Genomic DNA, 17,964 nt, shown 5'->3' on the forward strand with positions numbered 1-17,964 from the left:
CAGAACTCGGGATAGCTTCGCAATTCTCAACTTTGCCGAATTTTAGCCGGTTGTGCGACTCAATAGCAAGAATCGGAGGGTGGTTCACGAGCTGAAGGAGGCTGACTCATGATCGAAAATGCCATCCTTGATCAGTCAGGAGGGGACGCGACCCTCGGATAAGTGCTTCCCGTGAGGGCTTCCGCGATGGCGGCGAACTCGCGTAGGGCGGCTTGTAGGTCTTCGACGATCTCCTGGGCGATGACCTCGGGTGGCAGGAGCGCGTCGGCGTCCTCCAGTGAGGCGTCCTTCAGCCAGGTGATGTCCAGGTTGACCTTGTCGCGGCTCAGCAGTTCGTCGTAGTCGTACGCCCGGAACCGCTCGCTCTCCACCCGCTCGGCCCGGTCCTTGCCCGGCAGGTAGCAGTCGACGAACTCCTGCAGATGCTCCCGGCGCAGCGGGTTCTGCTTAAGCGTGAAGTGCTGGTTGGTCCGGAAGTCGTACACCCAGAGCTTGCTGGTCCACGGCTCCTCGCGGGCGCGCTTGCGCTCGAAGAACAGCACGTTGGCCTTGACCCCACCGGCGTAGAAGATGCCGGTCGGCAGCCGCAGCATGGTGTGCAGGTCGTACTGCTTGAGCAGCCGCCGCCGGATCGTCTCCCCCGCCCCGCCTTCGAAGAGCACATTGTCGGGCAGCACCACTGCGGCCCGCCCGTCGATCTCCAGCATCGAGGCGATGTGCTGCACGAAGTTGAGCTGCTTGTTCGACGTCGTCGCCCAGAAGTCGGCGCGCTCGATCTCCCGCTCCTCGCGGCTGGCCCGCCCGTCCTCGCCGATCATGCGGATCGACGAGCTACGCCCGAACGGCGGGTTGGCCAGCACCAGGCTGACCTTGCCGTCAGGCTCCCGCCCGAGCGAGTCGCGGACGTCGATCAGCGACGGGCCGCTCGGCGTACCGATGCCGTGCAGCAGCATGTTCATGGCCGCGAGCCGCGCGGTGCCGTCGACCAGCTCGGTGCCGGTGATCCCGCCGTTGGCGAGGTGCCGGGCCTGGTCGCGGGTCAGGCTGTCGCCGTGGTGCCGCTGGATGTAGTCGTACGCCGACAGCAGGAACCCGCCCGTGCCGCACGCCGGATCGGTGATCGTGTCGTCCGGCGTCGGCTGCACGCAGTCGACGATTGCCTCGATCAGCGCACGCGGCGTGAAGTACTGCCCGGCACCCGACTTGGCGTCCTCCGCGCCCTTGGCCAGCAGCTCCTCGTAGGCGTCGCCCTTGACGTCGACGCCGGCCTGCGACCACTGTTCCTTGTCGATCAGGTCGACGATCAGCTTCTTCAGCTTCGCCGGGTCCTGGATCTTGTTCTGCGCCTTGCGGAAGATCGTGCCGAGCGTGCCGGACTCCTGCCCGAGCCCGCTCAGGATGTTGCGGTACTGCACCTCCAGCCGGACACCATCACTGTCGAGCAGCGTCTGCCAGCTCAGGTCAGCCGGCACGATCTGCTCCGGCTTGAGCGGCCGGCGCGCCCGCTCGTCGGCCATCTTCAGAAACAGCAGGTACGTCAACTGCTCCACGTAGTCGATCGTGGAAACCCCGTCGTCGCGCAGCACGTCGCAGTAGTTCCACAGCTTCTGCACCAGCCGGCGCGAATCCACGTTGCTCACAGCGGCAACTCTCCCTGCTGAAAATCGGTCCCAATCGCCCTGGTCGCGGGCGCTGCCAGCTCCTTGGCCGTACGCCGACCCCGCTGCTTCGGCACCTTCACCCGTTGCGCCCGGATGCGCGCCAGCAACTCCGACGCCGGCTCATCCGCCGGATCCTGCTCCACCAACCGCCCCGCAAACGCCTCCGCCAACAACGCCTCACGCAGCCGCCCAGCCCGCACCCCCGCGAGCTGGACCGAGTCCGCCAGCCGAGTCAGCCCGTCCAGCCGCTCCTTGGTCTGTGCGACGATCGCCCGCTGCTCCTCGATCGGCGGCACGGGGAATTCGACTTCCTTGAAACGGCTCGCAGACAGGTGTGCGATGTTGGTGGTAATTCGTACTTCCTTAATGAAACGTCCCGCGTGCATGTGCCTCCGGAACACCAGCAACGCCCACTCAGGATCGATGCCCTCGTACGCCCTAAACCGCAGCAAGCTGTTGGTGAAGGCCATTTCCGCTGGCTCACCCCGGTACATGGCGGGGCGACCGAGGTACTCCGGGCTCTGTCCCTCGTTGAGCAGGATGTCACCCGGCGTCAGCCGGAAACGCTCGAACACCTCGGGCGGAAAGTCCATCTGCATGACATCACGAAGATCGATTCGATCCTCGAACACGTTGGCCACCCGCAGGTACGGCCGCATGTTCGGCCCAGTGTGCCAGTCAGGATGCCGCTGGCGACCGAGATCCACCTTGCCAGCCTGGCCGACCGTGATAATTCGCCATCCAGGCTTGCCAGTCACCGGCACCGACTCAACCAACACGCGCTTCGTAAGCAGCTTCAGCCGAGCGCCGCCTGTCGCCACACTCTCTGTAGCTGCGGTGAGATGAGAGAACAGAGTCTCGATCTTCGTAACCATGCGGCGCTGCTCGACGAGCGGTGGCAGTGGGAGCCTTACAGCTCGCAAGCTCGCCCCTGAGATTCCGGCCTGGCCTGCGGTTGTGCGAGCGAGTGACCGTACCTGTTCGCGGATCGTCGAGGCGTTGAACGCGAGGCCGATGAAAGCCGAGTCAACGAGTCCTGCATCGACTCGAACCCGGATCAGCTTGTCGGGATAAGTCAACAGGTCAAGGCCACGAGGAACCAAGGCGCACGCGCCAACATAGTCGATGTTGCCGTTGTAACGGGTGAAGAGCAGGTCACCCGGCACAAGCAGCGCATCTGCAGCGGCGAGTTCCCGCTCATCCTTCCCGCTGTAGCGAACATCATCGGTCTGCAACTCGCCTGGGCGTACTGCGCTGATTCGTAGGATCGGAACGCCCTTGGGCTCGGTCCCCGGACGCGACACGAAGATGCCGTTCTTGACGGATGTCGCCACCTCTCCGAGAGTCGTCCACTCCCAGCCGGGGGGTAGGTCGCTCATGCGGTGAGTTCCTGGTTGAGTTCGGTGAGGAGGGGTTGAGCACGGTCGTCACCGAAGGCTCGCAGGTAGCCGTCGATGCCGCCGCGTTCGGTGAACGGGGCACCGTCCAGGTCGTCGGGGGTGACGGCAACACTTGCCGCTATCACGTTCTTGATCCTTTCCAGCCACCAGAGTTGTTCGGGGGTGAAGGCGGCGCCGGCCTGCTCCTGGCGCAGCAGCCAGGCGTGGAAGCGTTCCTCGACGACCGACCGGTAGGGGCGCAGCTCCTGGTCGAGGCCCAGCTCGTAGCGGACCAGGGTGATCAGGTCGGTGACGCCCCGGTCGCCGGGTGCTTCGGCGGTGCGGCCGAGCACGGCGTACGCCTCCCACAGCCGGTCCGGGGTCCACGCCTGCGGCGGTCGGGAGATCCGCGCGGCCAGCTCTTTGAGCTGGTCGAAGTCGACGCGGCCTTTGCCGTCGAAGAAGATCTGCAGCGCGGTGATCTCGTCGCGGTGTTCCTTCAGGTAGGCGTGCCAGCTGCGGACGACCTTCTGGGCGCGTTCGGCGGCCGGCACCCCGGCGGCGGACAGCAGGGTGTCCCGGTTGACTTCGTCGATGGTGATGTCGTGGGCGCGGCGGATCTCCAGGATGCGTTGCCGCAGCTGCGGTGCGGCGGCCAGCGGCCGGAGCGCGTCGGCGAGCAGGTCCCGTACCGCGTCGGGGCCGGCGGTGTGCGCGGGGATCAGCGATTCGGGGGCGACGGCGTCGGTGAGTCGGCGGGCGATCGCGGCGAGGGGTTGGCCGTCGGCGAGGTCGGTCAGCTCGGCGCGTTCGTCGTCGGTGAGCTGGCGGTCGAGCCGGGCCAGTCGGGCGGCGAGCGTGGCCACCTCGTCGGCGTCGGCGGTGAGGGTGCCGGCCTTGCCGAGCAGTTCCTTCAGCGAGATCTGCGCTTCGGTGCGCCGGTGCAGCGGCACCGCCTCGTCCAAGTCTTGCTCGGTGACGCCGACCGCGTCGACGATGACGAACCGGTCCTTGACCTGGGCGTCCGGGGTGACGGACTGGAAGTCGGCGGGGTCGATGGTGCGGGCGCCCCGGCCTTTCATCTGCTCGAAGTAGGTCGCTGTCCGCACGGGGCGCAGGAACAGCAGGCATTCCAGCGGCCGTACGTCGGTGCCGGTGGCGATCATGTCGACGGTGACGGCGATCCGCAGCTCGGGGCTGTTGCGCAGCGCCTGGATCAGCTCGTCAGGGTTGTCGCCGGTGCGCCACGACGCGTACGTGATCTTGGTGGCGAAGTCGTTGCCGCGGCCGAAGACGTCGCGGACCATGGTGACGATCTCTTCGGCGTGGTTGTCGTCCCGGGCGAAGATCAACGTCTTGGGTACGGTCGTGCGGCCCGGGAAGATCTCGGTGAACAGCCGGTCCCGGAAGGTCTCCAGCACCAGTTTCAGCTGCCCCTTGGAGATCACCGACCGGCCGACGTCCTTGCCGGCGTAGCTGAAGTCCTCCTCCAGCTCCTGGTAGCGCTCGGCGCGGGTCCGCCGGTCGCGCAGCGGCACCACCGTCTTCGCCTCGATGGTCGACCCGGCGTCGGTGATCTCGGTGCGGATGCGGTAGACGTCGAAGCCGACGTTGACCCCGTCGGCGACGGCCTGCTCGTACGTGTACTCGGAGACCAGATTCTGGCGGAAGAAGCCGAGGGTCTGCTTCACCGGCGTGGCGGTCAGCCCGACCATGAAGGCGTCGAAGTACTCCAACACGGCCCGCCACTTGCCGTAGATCGACCGGTGGCATTCGTCCACGATGATCAGATCGAAAGCTTCCGGCGGGATGGCCGGGTTGTAGGCGACCTGCGCCGGCTCGTCCAGCTCATAGCTGTCGTACGCCTGGTCGTCGACGTCGACGTCAGGCAACTCCCGCCCGGCCAGTGCGCCGTACAGCCGCTGGATCGTGGAGATCACCACCGCCGACGAGTCGAGCATGCCTGCCCCGGCCAGCCGGTCCACGTTGAACAACTCGGTGAACTTGCGCCCGTCGCCCGGCGTGGCGTAGCCGGCGAACTCGCGCAGCGTCTGCCGCCCCAGGTTGTTGCGGTCGACCAGAAACAGGACGCGGATCGCCTTGGCATGGTGCAGCAGCCGGTAGCTGCTGGTCACCGCCGTGAACGTCTTGCCCGCGCCGGTCGCCATCTGGATCAACGACCGGGGCTTGTCTGCGGCCAGCGCACCTTCGAGGCCACGTACCGCATCAATCTGGGCCTGCCGCAACCCCTCCTCCGCAAGCGGCGGCAGTTGCCGCAACCGGGCCCGCAGCGTCGGGGCCGCCGGGTCGTCGTCGGCCTCGCGCATCCAGCGGGCCAGGGTCTCCGGGCGGTGAAAGGCGAAAACCTCGCGGGTACGCGGCTGCGGGTCCAGCCCGTTGACGAACGCCGTCTCGGTGCCGGTGGCGACGTAGCCGAACGGCAGCGGCGCGTCCCGCCGCCACGCGGACATCCGCTGCGCGGCGGTCAGCCCGCGCAGGTAGCGGTCCAGCTGCGCCTCCACCCCACGCGGCGCGGTGCCTTCCCGCTTGGCTTCGACCACCCCGACCAACCTCTGCTGTACGTAGAGCAGGTAGTCGGCCCGGCCGGTCGCCAGGGTCACCTCCCGTACGGCGACACCCGTCCCCGCGTACAGATTGATCTGCTCCTGGTTCTGGACCTGCCAGCCGGCGGCGGCGAGCTGCCGGTCAATCTCGACCCGGGTCTGCACCTCGTTGAGCGGCTCGGCCGAGGCACGCCGGGCGCGGCTGATGAAGTCCTCGCGCCTGGCCGCCGACACCTTCGCCGGCTTACGGGCGGCGAACTCGGCACTGGCCGCCGTCATCTGCGGCTCCAGGTCGGCGACCAGCTCGGCGGCGACCGCCCGGCGGGCCGCCGACTCGGTGACCGCCCGGTCGGCGGCGGCTTCGGCCGCCGCCTGCGCCGCCGCCACCGACGACTCGCCGTCGAGCAGCAGTTTCGCCTCGGCCAGCTCGTGGCGGTAGCGGTCCAGCTCGGCCCGCAGACCGTCGACGACCTGCTGCGGCACCTGCTGAGGAGGTGGGCTGGGCGGGACGAAGCCGATCGGCCGGCGGTCGCCGCTCAACGCCCGGTGGAACCACACGCCCAGCTCGAAGCAGTCGCGCAGCAGCTCCAGCGCGGTGCGCACCTGGTCGAGGTGGTCGTGGACGGCCTGGTTGCCAATTGTCCGGAGCCGGTGGAACGCGTCGTTGATCTTCGGAGTGAGGACACCTGCTGCGTTGAGCGCCCGCACCTGGTGGAAGAAGCTGTCGCTTTCCGCCTGGGTGGCCGTACGGTGCACCAGCTCACGGGCGAGCGTGTCGCCGAATGCCCGCGCCTTGAACATCGATGCCTGCGCGTCCACGTAGATCAACGACTCGGCGCCGACGCCGTACCAGACCAGCAAACCATGATCCACAAGGAACCCGAAGTTGGCGGACTGGTTGGCGAGACGCCGAATCCGTTGATGATCCACAACTCTCCACAGGGGTACCCGACCGATGTAGAACGTCGGAGCCTATCCAGACTCTTGCCGGAATGGCATCAGCCGGGAAGCATCTGTTCGGTACCGATCGGGCAGCTTCCGCCGATCCGTCGAGGTGGCAGCCGGCTACGGTTGGCTGGCAGCCGACAATCCAGCGGAGTCCGATGGCCTGCGGATACCGGAGGCGTATCCGGGCAAGTTCTGCGCCACGACGCTGTCGACCCGCGAGTGGAAGCGGCGCTAACCGGGCAGCGAGACCCCGGTGGCCGGCGACGGGGTGAAGGTGGCGGGCAGGTTGACGTACCCGTTGACCACGCCGATGGACGGGTAGCGCTCGACGCGGTCCTCGTCGATGACGTAGTCGGGAATGCGCCGCAGCACCTCCTGCAGCATCACCACCGCCTGCACCGTGGCCAGGTGGGCACCGACGCAGCGGTGGACGCCAGAGCCGAAGGCCAGATGCCGGTTCGGCGTACGGTCCAGGCGCACCTGGGCCGGGCAGTCGAAGACGGCCGGGTCCCGGTTGGCGGCGGCAAACGACACCATCACCCGCTCCCCGGCGGCGATGCGCTGCCCGCCCAACTCGACGTCACGGGTCGCTGTCCGGGTCATGAACTGCACCGGGGCAGCCACCCGCAGGAACTCCTCGACCGCCACCGGGATCCGGGCCGGCTCGGCGATCAGCCGCTCGCGCTGTGCCGGGTGCCGGTGCAGCCAGTGCAGCGCGTGCGAGACCAGCGCGGTCGTGGTGTCCACTCCCCCGGCGATGACCAGCCCGCAGGCGGAGATCACGTGATCGAGCGGCAACAGTCGCCCGTCGTCGCCCGTCGCGGTCGCCAGCAAACTGATCAGATCGTCGGTCGGGTCGGTCCGCCGACGTACCACGGTCTGGCCGACGTCGGCCATCATGTCGCCGACGGCGGCCGCGGCCCGCGAGGCTTGCGCGCTGGCCGGCGGCGAGTGGACGATCCGGTGCACCGCCCAGGCGTAGCGTTCCCACAGTGGCAGCGGCAGGCCGAGAATGTCCAGCGTGACGATCGCCGGCACCGGGTTGGTCAGCGCAGCCACCAGGTCGGCGGCACCGGATTCGGTGATCCGGTCCAGGCAGGCGGTGGTGATCTCGCGGATGAACGGCTCCCGCTGGCGGGCCTGCTGCGGGGAGAACGGACCGCTCAGCAGCCGCCGGTAGACCGTCGACGCGGGCGGGTCGAGCTCCAGCGGCACGCTCAGTTGCGGTTGCGGCGGGGTGCTGGTGCCGCGTCGCGGGCTGGTCGGGTCGTGGTGATCCTGGTACGACGAGAAGGTCGTCCACTCGCGGAGCACCCGCACCGCGTCCTGGTGGCCGGAGACCACCCACACTCCGCCGTACGCTTCGGTCCAGGCGACCGGGCAGCGGTCCAGCAGGTCGTCCGAAATCTGCGGCCAGTGCTCCCGGTACGTCGCCGAGTGCTGGTCGAGGTCGACCGTGACGCGTTTCCGCCCGCCGGTAGTCGTCCCGTTCGTACCGCTGTCGGTCGTCGCCTCCACCACCGGACCACCTCCGCGTGTCGTCCGTCCATGTTGGCAAGATGGCCGCGCATCAGGCATGAACATTCGATTACATATCGAAGGCGACGGGTGACACGGGCGGGAGCCTGCGACCAGGCGGTCGGCGCAACCCCGGACGACGATGCGGATCGGGCCGGGTGAATGATGATGCGGTGAGCGAGTACCAGTACTACGAGTTCCTGGCGATCGACCGGCCGCTGAGCCCGGGGCAGATGGCCGAGCTGCGCGCGCTGTCCACCCGGGCGGAGATAACGCCGACGAGTTTCACCAACACCTACCAGTGGGGGAACTTCGGCGGTGACCCGGCCGCGATGGTCGAGGAATACTTCGACGCACATCTGTATCTCACCAACTGGGGCACCCGGCAGCTGATGTTCCGGCTGCCTGCCCGCCTACTCAGTCTGGAGACCGCGCAGGTCTACTGCTGGGCGGAACCGGCCGAGGCGTACCTGGCCGGCGAGCACGTCGTGCTCGACTTCACCAGCGACACCGAAGACGACGACACCTTCGACCGGGGCGGCGAAGGCTGGCTCGGTTCGATCGTGCCGGTGCGGGAACAGCTGGCCACTGGCGACTTTCGGGCTCTCTATCTGGCCTGGCTGGCGGCGATCCAGACCGGCGAATTCGGCGATCAGGCGAACGAGCCGCCGGTGCCGGCCGGGCTGGGTGAGCTGACCGGGGCGTTGGAGAGCTTCGCCGATTTCCTGCGGGTGGACCCGTACCTGATCGCGGTGGCCGCCGCGAGCAGCGCCAAGGCCGCCTCGGCCGCCGCCGATGCCGCCGAGCTCGCCACCTGGGTCGCCGGACTGCCGGTCGCCGACAAGGACCAGGCGCTGATCGCCCTGCTGGGCGGGGACGGGCTGACCGTCGGCGCCGAGTTGCGCCAGCGGTTCCGACTCGATCACGGCCAGCTCAACGGGGTGGCCAGCGGCGGCGGTTCAGGGCCACGGACCGTCGGGGAGTTGCTGGACGCGGCCGAGGCGATGCGAGGACAGGCCGGATAGATCGATTTCCATCTATTGACGTACGTCTGAGCGCCGGCGGAGAATCAGCGGACCGCTCCATCGCCCACACCGCGCACCCGGTTGGGAGTATCGATGAAACGATTCATCCGTCCGCTTCCTCGGCGTACCATGCTTCGCGGCCTGGTCACCGGCGCGCTCGCCGCCGCCGGTGCCACCGCAACCACTGCGGCCACCGCCTCCCTCGCCGGCTGCGGCACCCCGCTGGCCGCCGGCCTCACCGGCGCCGATCCGGCCCCCGGCACCGTCGAATACTGGAACCTCTTCGGCGGCGGCGACGGCGTTCGCATGCGGCAGATGGAACAGGGCTACCGCGCCGCCGACCCCGACCACCGGTTGCGCGCCGTCACGCTCGCCTGGGGCGATCCCTACTACACCAAGCTGGCCCTGGCCACCGTCGGCGACCAGCCACCCGACGTGGCGATCTCGCACCTGACCCGGATGACCACCCTGGTCGAGGCCGGTCTGCTGCGTGAGCTGACCCCCGGCGACCTCGCCCGGCACGGGCTGACCCCCGACCGGTTCAATCAGCGTGCCTGGCGGGCCGGCCTGATCGACGGCCGGGTGTACGGCATCCCGCTGGACACCCACCCGTTCGTGTTGTTCTACAACACCGACATCTGCGACCGGGCGGGGCTGCTCGACGCCGACGGCCAGCTCACCCCGATCCGCGGCGAGGACGGCTTTCGCGACGCGCTGGACCGGGTCAAGGCGGTCACCGGCCGGTACGCCGCCACCCATGGCGTCAACGCCGACCCGGCCTCCCCCTGGCGGCTGTTCCAGACCATGTACTCGCAACTCGAAGGCGAGATCCTCGCCGACAACGGCCGGCGCATCGTGCTCGACGACGACAAGGCCCGGCAGGTGCTGGACCATCTGCGGCTGCTCACCGTCGAACTGGACCTGATCCCCAGCGCCGACTATCAGGGTGCCATCGCCCTGTTCGCCGACGGACAGGCCGGATTCCATCTCAACGGCGAATGGGAGATCAGCACCTTCCAGACCGCCGGACTGCCGTTCGGCATGACCCTGGTGCCCAACGTCTTCGGTGGACCGCACGCGGTGCAGGCCGACTCGCACATGCTGGTCCTGCCCCGGCAGCGACACCTCGACCAGGCCGGCTTGGACCGCTCGCTCGGCTTCGTCCGCTTCCTGCTCGACCAGAGCGAGACCTGGGCCGCCGGCGGGCACGTGCCGACGTGGCAGCCCTTCGCCGCCAGCGACGCCTATCGCTCGATGACCCCTCAGTCGAACTACGCCGCCGCCGCGGACACCGCCGTGTACGACCCGCCCGCCTGGTACTCCGGCTCCGGTTCCAACTTCGAAGCGGTCATCGGATCCGCCGTCGGTGCCGTCGAAGGCGGGCAGCTCACCCCCGACGACGCGATCGCCCAGATCCGCTCCGACCTCGCCGTCCTCGCCGCCACCCCGTCCCCGGTCTGAGAGCGCAGAAGCCGACAGGAGGATCCCGTGGCCACCACGGCCGTCGAAGCGGTTCCGTCCGCCGCCGAGCCAGCCCCCGATACGCCCCGACGCCCCGACCAGAGCCGGCCCGCCTGGCTGTTCCTGACCCCGTTCCTGCTGCTCTACCTGCTGTTCGTGCTCGGCCCGGCACTGTACGGCCTGGTCATGAGCTTCTTCCACGCCAGCCTCGTCCAACCAGGGCTGGGAGCCTTCGCCGGCATCGACAACTACGCCGAAGCGCTGGGCCGCGACGACTTCTGGTCGGCGCTGTGGAACACCATCTGGTTCACCCTGCTCACCACCCCGCCGCTGGTCGTCCTGGCGCTGGTGTTCGCGCTGCTCGCCGAACGGGCACGCCGGGGCCGCTGGTTCTTCCGGCTGGCCTTCTTCCTGCCGTACGTGTTGCCGTCGGCGGTCGTCGCGCTGATCTGGATGTGGCTCTACGCCCCGTCGCTCGGGCTGCTCAGCCGCGCCGTGACCGCGCTCGGGCTGGCCGAGCCGAACTGGCTCGGGGACCCGGACTGGGCGATGGCGTCGCTGGCCATCACCACCGTCTGGTGGACGCTCGGCTTCAACTTCGTGCTCTACCTCGCCGGGCTGCAGGACATCCCCCGCGAACTGTACGAGGCGGCGGCGATCGACGGCGCCGGTCCCTGGCAGCAGATCCGCCGGATCACCCTGCCACTGCTCGCCCGCACCACCACCCTGGTCGTCGTGCTGCAGATCATCGCCTCGCTCAAGGTGTTCGACCAGATGTACATCATGACCAGCGGCGGGCCGAACTTCAGCACCCGCTCGGCGCTGCAGTACGTCTACGACGTCGGCTTCACCGACTACCGCACCGGCTACGCGGCCGCCGTCTCGACGCTGTTCTTCCTGGTGGTGCTGGCCGCCTCGGTGGTCTGGCTCACCGTGACCCGGCAGACCAAGGAGATCTGAACGACATGGCCGACCAGATTGTCCGCTCCGTCGACCGCCGGGTACGGCTGTTCAACCGCTGCTGCGTCGGCGTACTGATCGCCTTCGCGTTGCTCTGGCTCGTGCCGCTGGCCTGGGCGGTGGACACCGCGCTCAAACCCAACGCCGAAACCACCCGCCCGACCTGGCGGATCGAGGATCCGACCCTCGAATCGTTCCGCACCCTGCTCGTCCAGGGCGACATCCTCGACTGGTACGCCGCCAGCTTCGTCACCGCCACGCTCGCCGCGCTCGGCACCGTCGTCACCGCCAGCCTGGCCGCGTACGCGCTGTCGCGGCTGCGGTTCCGCTACCGCCGCGCGGCGTTCTGGTTGATCCTCGTCGGCGTCATGGTCCCCGGACAGGTGCTGATCGTGCCGCTGTTCCGGGAGTTCGGCGCCGTGCACCTGCTCAACACCTACTGGGCGGTGTTCCTGCCGCAGGTGCCGACCGCCATCGCGGTGTTCATCTTCAAGCAGTTCTTCGACGGGCTGCCGCGCGACCTCGACGACGCCGCCCGGGTCGACGGGGCTAGCCTGTTCCGCACGTACCGGCAGATCATCATGCCGTTGTCCCGCCCGGTGGTCTCCGCGGTGGCGATCTTCAGCTTCGTGTGGACCTGGAACAACCTGCTCTGGCCGCTGCTTGCGGTCACCAACCCGAACCTGATGACCATCCCGGTCGGGCTGGCCACCGTGCAGGGCACCTACGGCATCCGGTACGCCGACACGATGGCCTCGGCCGTCCTCGGCGCGCTGCCGCTGGTGCTGGTCTTCCTGCTCTTCCAGCGTCGCATCGTCGAGGGAATCGCCGGCACCGGGCTGAAAGGCTGACCGCTTCGGGAAACCCGGGCTGACCGCACCCGGCCGCTCGATCGGCGCGGACCCGGCCGCTAAGGTGCTGCGGGTGAAGTGGCCTACGATGCGGAACCTGCGCCAGCGTGTCCTGCTACCCGTAGTCGGCGTGTCGATCCTACTCAGCGCCAACGTGCCGCCACTGTACGACTTCACCAGCACCTGGCTACACGAGCGTGAGCTCAACAGCGTCGAGTACCAGCGGGCACACGGCTACTGGCGGATCCTCGAACTGCCCGAGAGCCAGCGGGTCAACGCCATCCACGCCGCGCTGCTGCCCACCGGCAAGGTGTTGCTGATCGCCGGCTCCGGCAACGACCGGGAGCAGTTCGACGCCGGCACGTTCAAGACTCTGCTGTTCGACCCGGCGACCGAGCAGACCGAACTGGTGCCGACCCCGGAGGACCTGTTCTGCTCCGGGCACGCGTTCCTGGCCGACGGCAACCTGCTCGTCGCCGGTGGCACCCAACGGTACGAAGTCCTGGAGTCCGACGTCGAACGGGCCGGCGGCACCATGCTGGTCAAGAACGAATCCCCGGACGGCGGGCCACGCAGCTTCGTCAAGGGCACCGAGTTCGTCGCCCCGGACGGGCGACGCTACACCGCCGGGCACGATTTCGTCGTACCACCGGCCACCAAGTCCGACGAGTCGGCGGGGCCGGCCGTCGTCACCGCCAGCGAGACGCAGGTCTGGGTCGACGCGGCCGGTTTCGGCGACGAGTACGTCGTCGACGGGCAGACCCAGTACCGGGTCAACGGCCTGGTCGGTGCCGACGCGCGAAACGTCTACGGCCTCGCCGAGGCGATCACCATGGACAAGCAGGACTACCAGGGGCTCGAGGACGCGTTCGAGTTCAACCCGTACACCGAACGGTACGAGCGGGTCGACGACATGCACGTCAAGCGCTGGTACCCGACGATGACCGCGCTGCCGGACGGGCAGGTGCTCACCGTCGCCGGCCTCGACGGCAGCGGCCAGGTCCTCGACGGCACGCAGAACGAGATCTACGACCCCGAGACCAAGAGCTGGACCCTGCGCCCGGACCTGGAACGCTACTTCCCGACCTACCCCAGCCTGTTCCAGACGGCAACACCCGACCTGCTGTTCTACACCGGGTCTAACGCCGGTTACGGACCCGACGACCAGGGTCGCGACCCCGGCTTCTGGGATCTGGGCGACAACACGTTCACCGAGGTCGACGGGTTGCGCGACACCGACCAGCTGGAGACCAGCATGAGCGCCTGGGCCGGACCGGTGCAGGAGCAGCGGATCATGGTCGTCGGTGGTGGCGGGGTCGGCGAGTCGGCCCTGTCCAGCGATCGGATCGACCTCATCGACCTGACCGCCGAGGATCCACGGTTCACCGCCGGGCCGGATCTGCCGGACGGGACCCGCTACCCCAATCTGGTGCAGCTGCCCGACGACACCGTGCTGATCACCAACGGTTCCAGCGACTACCGGGGCCGTGGACTCAGCGACAACCACGACGCCCGGATCTACCACCCGGACAGCAACACCCTTACGCCCGCCGCCGACCCCCGGGTCGGTCGCAACTACCACTCCGCGGCGCTGCTGCTGCCCGACGGGCGGGTGCTGACCGTCGGCTCCGATCCGCTGTTCCGCGACGCCAAGAACAGCATCAGCGGCGAGTTCGAACAGCGGCTGGAGCTGTACTCGCCGCCGTACCTGTTCCGGGGCACCCGCCCGGTCGTCGGCGCGGTGCCGCAGCAGGTCGAGCGCGGCGGCAACGTCGTCGTCATCAGCCCGGACGTCGACCGCATCGCCGCGATACGGCTGATCCGGCCCGGCGCCGCCACCCACATGCTCAACAACGAGCAGCGGTCGGTGGCCGTCGACTTCACCGCCACCACCGCCACCGGGCGGCTGGAGCTGGACCTGCCCGGGGAGGCGACGATCCTGCCGTCCGGGCCGTACCTGCTGTTCGCCGTCGACGTCGACGGGGTGCCGTCGGTCGGCGCACCGGTGATGGTGCGCTGACCCGTCGCCCGTCGCCCGTCGCCCATCGCCTGTCGCCCATCGGTCGCGCGTCGCTACCGCCGATGGTCAGGCCGCGCCGGCCAACCGGAGGGCGTACTCGGGCCACCACCGGCCGGCCGGCGGCTCACCCGGCCGGCAGTCGCCGTCGGACTCACCCGGGCGCTTGATCCAGAGCAGGGCGTCCACCCGGTCCAACCCGGTCGTCGTGGTCGGGGCCTCCCCCAGCGAGCGGCCGGGCGGGTTGCACCAGGCCGGACCGCCGTCGACGGACGCGCCGTCGACCGGTCCGGCACCGTTTCGGCTGGTGTCGACGACGAAGCGGGTACGCCCGCCGAGCGCGTCGGAGAGCCGGTGGCCGTAGTCGACGTTCTCCGGCGTACCGATGAAGTTGGAGACGTTGAGGGCGAAGCCGTCGGCCTGCGCGATCCCGGCCCGGCGTAGCGCGTCGGCCAGCTTCGGCAGGTCGCCGATCCAGCGGGGGTGACCCGCGTCGAGATACACCTGGGCGCTACCGGTCTGCTTGAGGACGGCGACCGCCTCGGCCAGCAGGGCCAGCCGGTCGCCACCGGCCGCGCAGCTGTCCAGGCTGTGCGCGACCGCGTCCGGTTCGACGATGACCGTGACCGGGCGGCCGGCGATCCCGGCCGCGAAGCCGCGGATCCAGGCCCGGTAGTCGTCGCCGTCGAGCGCGCCGCCGCCGCTGAAGCTGCCGCAGTCCCGGTCCGGGATGTGGTACGCCACCAGCACCGGCATGCCACCGGCCGCACCGGCCCGGGTCAGCACCGCATCGACGTCGGCCCGCACCGCGGCGGTGCCGCTGGTGATCCAGGCCGCCATCGGCCGGTCGCTGATCCGCCGGATCCGCTCGGCGTCGCCGGTCCGCCCGGCCGTCTCCCACTGGGCCGCCTGGTCGGCGGCGGCACCGGCCGGATCGACGAACAGCCGCGCTCCGGCGAGCGGCACCGCGACCGGCTGGCCGCCTTGGCCGGGCGGCGCGGCGGTCGGGTCAGCTGCGGGCTGGTTGCTGGCGGACTGGTTACCGAGGCTGTCGGCGGCCGTCGACGACGGCGCCGAGCCGCAGCCGGCGGCCAACAGTACGGCCGGCACGGCGAGCAGGGACACCGCCGACCGGCGGAGCATCGACCACAGCACCGTTCGTCCTCCGTCGCTGGCGTAACGCACGGCCGAGACTAGCTCAACCGGCCGATCCGGGCGCAGATCCCCGGTGCCGTACGATCGCCGGGACCGCCGGCCGGGGCGTGGAGGCCGGTGGGCACGCGGACGTGACGGCAGGGCTTGCTACTTGTGGCGGAACCATTCGACATCCCGGTGTACGGGCAGTCCTGGGCTCGACTCGAATCCTTCAGCCGGCTCGCCGGCCCGCTGAGTGAGCCACTGAGCGGCGAGCCACCTGGCGGCGAGCCCTACCGGGTGCGTTACCGCAGCATGCACCGGACGTACGGCAACCGGCAGATCGTTACGGCGGTGCTGATCGCGGTGGCGAACATCTGCTTCGAGGTGTTCTTCTTCGTCTGGCTGCTGCAGCCGGGCCACTTCGCCGACACCAACCCCGGTCCGGTGGCCGAGGCGGCCCGGGTCGCCAACGTCTTCGTCATCTGCTCGATCGCCGTCGTCGAGGCGTTACGGCTGGTCAACGTACTGTCGTTGTCGCTGGCCTCGGTGATCGCGCGGGATCCGGTGCCGGTCGTCCCGCCCCGGGGGTTGCGGGTCGCCTTCCTCACCACGATCGTGCCGAGCAAGGAGCCGATCGCGGTGGTACGCGACACGCTGCGCGCGGCGAAGCGGATCCGTCACCGTGGCGTCTTCGACATCTGGCTGCTCGACGAGGGCGACGACGCCGAGGTCAAGGCGATGTGCGAGCAGCTCGGTGTCCGGCACTTCACCCGCAACGGTGCAGAACGGTACAACCAGCCGCGCGGGCCGTTCCGGGCCCGGACCAAGCACGGCAACTACAACGCCTGGGTCGACGCGCACGGCGACCGGTACGACGTCTTCCTCTCCGTCGATCCCGATCACGTGCCGCTGGCCAACTTCGCCGAACGGATCCTCGGCTACTTCCGCGACCCGGACGTGGCGTACGTCGTCGGCCCGCAGTGCTACAAGAACGGCGAGGCGTTCGTCACCCGGGCCGCCGAGTCGCAGCAGTTCCCGTTCCACAGTGTCATTCAGCGGGCCGCCAACGCGTACGGCACGTCGATGTTGGTCGGCACCAACAACGCCGTACGGATCAGCGCGCTGCGCAGCATCGGCGGGCTGGCCGACTCGATCACCGAGGACATGGCCACCGGGCTGGCCGTGCACACCACCCGCAACCCGTCGACCGGACGGCGGTGGAAGTCCGTGTACACCCCGGACGTGCTGTCCGCCGGCGACGGTCCGGCCAGTTGGAGCGACTACTTCTCCCAGCAGCGGCGCTGGTCGCGGGGCACCTTCCAGCTGCTGGTCGGCCGCTACTGGCGGCACTTTCCCCGGCTGTCCGCCGGCGGGATGCTGCACTACACCCTGATCACCACCTTCTACCCGTCGATGGCCGTCGCCTGGCTGCTCGGCATCGTCAACGCGGTGCTGTTCCTGGCGCTGGGTGTCAGCGGCATGACGATCTCGCCGCAGATCTGGTTCGCCCTCTACACCGACGCGACCGCCTTCTCGCTCTGGCTCTACCTGCACAACCGGCGGTACAACGTCAGCCCGTACGAGGCGCCCGGTTCCCGCGGGCTCAAGGGCATGCTGATGTCGATCATCTCGGCACCGATCTACGCCGGGCAGCTGGTCAGTACGCTGCTGCGCCGCCCGGCCCGGTTCGTGGTCACTCCGAAGGGCGCGCACAGCAGCAGCGACGCGCTCTACACCTTCCGGGCGCACCTGGGTTGGCTGGCCGTGCTCGCCACGGCGATCGCCGTCGCCGTCGCCCGCGACTACGCCAGCCTGCCGTCGCTGCTGTGGCCCGGGGTGGCGCTGCTGATCTGCCTGCTGCCGGTGGTGCTGTGGCGCCGTGACCTGCGGTTGCGCTCCCGCCCGGCGCCCACGCCTGCCGACGATGCCGCCCACCTGCCGGCGCCGGTCCCGGAGGTGCGCGGTCCGGACCGGGCCGGCGACATCACCATGGAGATCCCACGCGCGCTGCTGGCGGCGCATCTGGCCAGCCGGTCGGCCGGTCAGCAGCCCGACGACGTCTCCGCCACGATGATCCTGCCCAGGGTGTCGGATGCGCCACCGATGGTCGACGCGCCCCGGGCCGCGGAGATCCCCCACCAGGCCGGCCCGCCCAGGACGGAGCGGAGCGACCTGCCGACGTCTGAGCGGCGTGCCGCCGCGGCCGACCGCCCGAAGCCGGCCGACCGCCCGGAGCCGGCCGGCGCAGACGGACTGGGTGCAGCGGACAGCGCGGGTGACGCCGGCCCGCCGCGACCGGCGGGCCGGGGGGCGTAGCGGCAGGAGCGCCCGCAGCGGCGGGAGTGCCCGGCGCGGGCGCTCGACCGCTACGATTGCGTCACGGCGTCCGGGGCAATCGGCAAGTCCGCGCCCTGCGGCGTGGATCCATGGCTGCCGACCGGCT

11 protein-coding genes are annotated in these 17,964 nt (G+C 69.5%); 6 read left to right on the forward strand and 5 right to left on the reverse strand.

Going from position 1 to position 17,964, the window contains the following annotated elements; translation table 11 throughout:
* Positions 1 to 131 precede the first annotated feature (131 nt).
* From ACN27F_RS12115 to ACN27F_RS12130, 4 genes are all read right to left on the reverse strand, one after another.
* On the reverse strand, positions 132 to 1,640 hold the full coding sequence (locus ACN27F_RS12115; RefSeq protein ID WP_421433395.1) for a type I restriction-modification system subunit M: 1,509 nt from the start codon (positions 1,638 to 1,640) through the stop codon (positions 132 to 134).
* Complete coding sequence (locus tag ACN27F_RS12120) at positions 1,637 to 2,995, reverse strand: hypothetical protein (protein ID WP_421433396.1); 1,359 nt, start codon at positions 2,993 to 2,995, stop codon at positions 1,637 to 1,639. The genes ACN27F_RS12115 and ACN27F_RS12120 overlap by 4 nt, the downstream gene beginning before the upstream one ends.
* A 41-nt stretch (positions 2,996 to 3,036) precedes the next feature.
* Complete coding sequence (locus tag ACN27F_RS12125) at positions 3,037 to 6,534, reverse strand: type I restriction-modification enzyme R subunit C-terminal domain-containing protein (protein ID WP_421433397.1); 3,498 nt, start codon at positions 6,532 to 6,534, stop codon at positions 3,037 to 3,039.
* 249 nt (positions 6,535 to 6,783) lie between these two features.
* Positions 6,784 to 8,073, reverse strand: a complete 1,290-nt coding sequence (locus ACN27F_RS12130; RefSeq protein ID WP_421433398.1) for a cytochrome P450 — start codon at positions 8,071 to 8,073, stop codon at positions 6,784 to 6,786.
* A gap of 170 nt (positions 8,074 to 8,243) precedes the next feature.
* Between ACN27F_RS12130 and ACN27F_RS12135 the strand changes: the two genes are divergently transcribed.
* The 5 genes from ACN27F_RS12135 (at position 8,244) to ACN27F_RS12155 (ending at position 14,387) form a co-directional block, all read left to right on the forward strand.
* A complete protein-coding gene (locus tag ACN27F_RS12135) occupies positions 8,244 to 9,095 on the forward strand; it encodes a hypothetical protein (protein WP_421433399.1) in 852 nt (283 codons plus the stop codon).
* A 93-nt stretch (positions 9,096 to 9,188) separates the two neighbouring features.
* Entirely contained in the window at positions 9,189 to 10,556 is a 1,368-nt protein-coding gene (locus ACN27F_RS12140; RefSeq protein WP_421433400.1) for an extracellular solute-binding protein, read from the forward strand.
* 27 nt (positions 10,557 to 10,583) lie between these two features.
* Positions 10,584 to 11,516, forward strand: a complete 933-nt coding sequence (locus ACN27F_RS12145) for a carbohydrate ABC transporter permease (RefSeq protein WP_421433401.1) — start codon at positions 10,584 to 10,586, stop codon at positions 11,514 to 11,516.
* A 5-nt stretch (positions 11,517 to 11,521) separates the two neighbouring features.
* Positions 11,522 to 12,367, forward strand: a complete 846-nt coding sequence (locus ACN27F_RS12150; RefSeq protein ID WP_421433402.1) for a carbohydrate ABC transporter permease — start codon at positions 11,522 to 11,524, stop codon at positions 12,365 to 12,367.
* A gap of 73 nt (positions 12,368 to 12,440) precedes the next feature.
* The gene (locus ACN27F_RS12155) at positions 12,441 to 14,387 is read left to right on the forward strand and encodes a galactose oxidase-like domain-containing protein (RefSeq protein WP_421433404.1); all 1,947 of its coding nucleotides are present in this window, start codon (positions 12,441 to 12,443) and stop codon (positions 14,385 to 14,387) included.
* A gap of 66 nt (positions 14,388 to 14,453) precedes the next feature.
* Here the strand turns inward: ACN27F_RS12155 and ACN27F_RS12160 are convergent, their stop codons facing one another.
* Positions 14,454 to 15,539, reverse strand: a complete 1,086-nt coding sequence (locus ACN27F_RS12160; protein WP_421433405.1) for a glycoside hydrolase family 6 protein — start codon at positions 15,537 to 15,539, stop codon at positions 14,454 to 14,456.
* A 153-nt stretch (positions 15,540 to 15,692) separates the two neighbouring features.
* Between ACN27F_RS12160 and ACN27F_RS12165 the strand changes: the two genes are divergently transcribed.
* Positions 15,693 to 17,837, forward strand: coding sequence for a glycosyltransferase family 2 protein (locus ACN27F_RS12165; protein WP_421433406.1), 2,145 nt, complete (start codon positions 15,693 to 15,695; stop codon positions 17,835 to 17,837).
* Positions 17,838 to 17,964: the final 127 nt, after the last annotated feature.

Origin of the sequence: Solwaraspora sp. WMMB335 (assembly GCF_049179075.1) — a bacterium.
In the GTDB taxonomy this organism is placed as follows: domain Bacteria; phylum Actinomycetota; class Actinomycetes; order Mycobacteriales; family Micromonosporaceae; genus Micromonospora_E.

What these genes read in the sequence shown, in the direction of transcription:
- ACN27F_RS12140 (WP_421433400.1), top strand. Translation starts at nt 9,189, where the DNA reads ATGAAACGATTCATCCGTCCGCTTCCTCGGCGTACCATGCTTCGCGGC.
- ACN27F_RS12150 (WP_421433402.1), top strand. Translation starts at nt 11,522, where the DNA reads ATGGCCGACCAGATTGTCCGCTCCGTCGACCGCCGGGTACGGCTGTTC.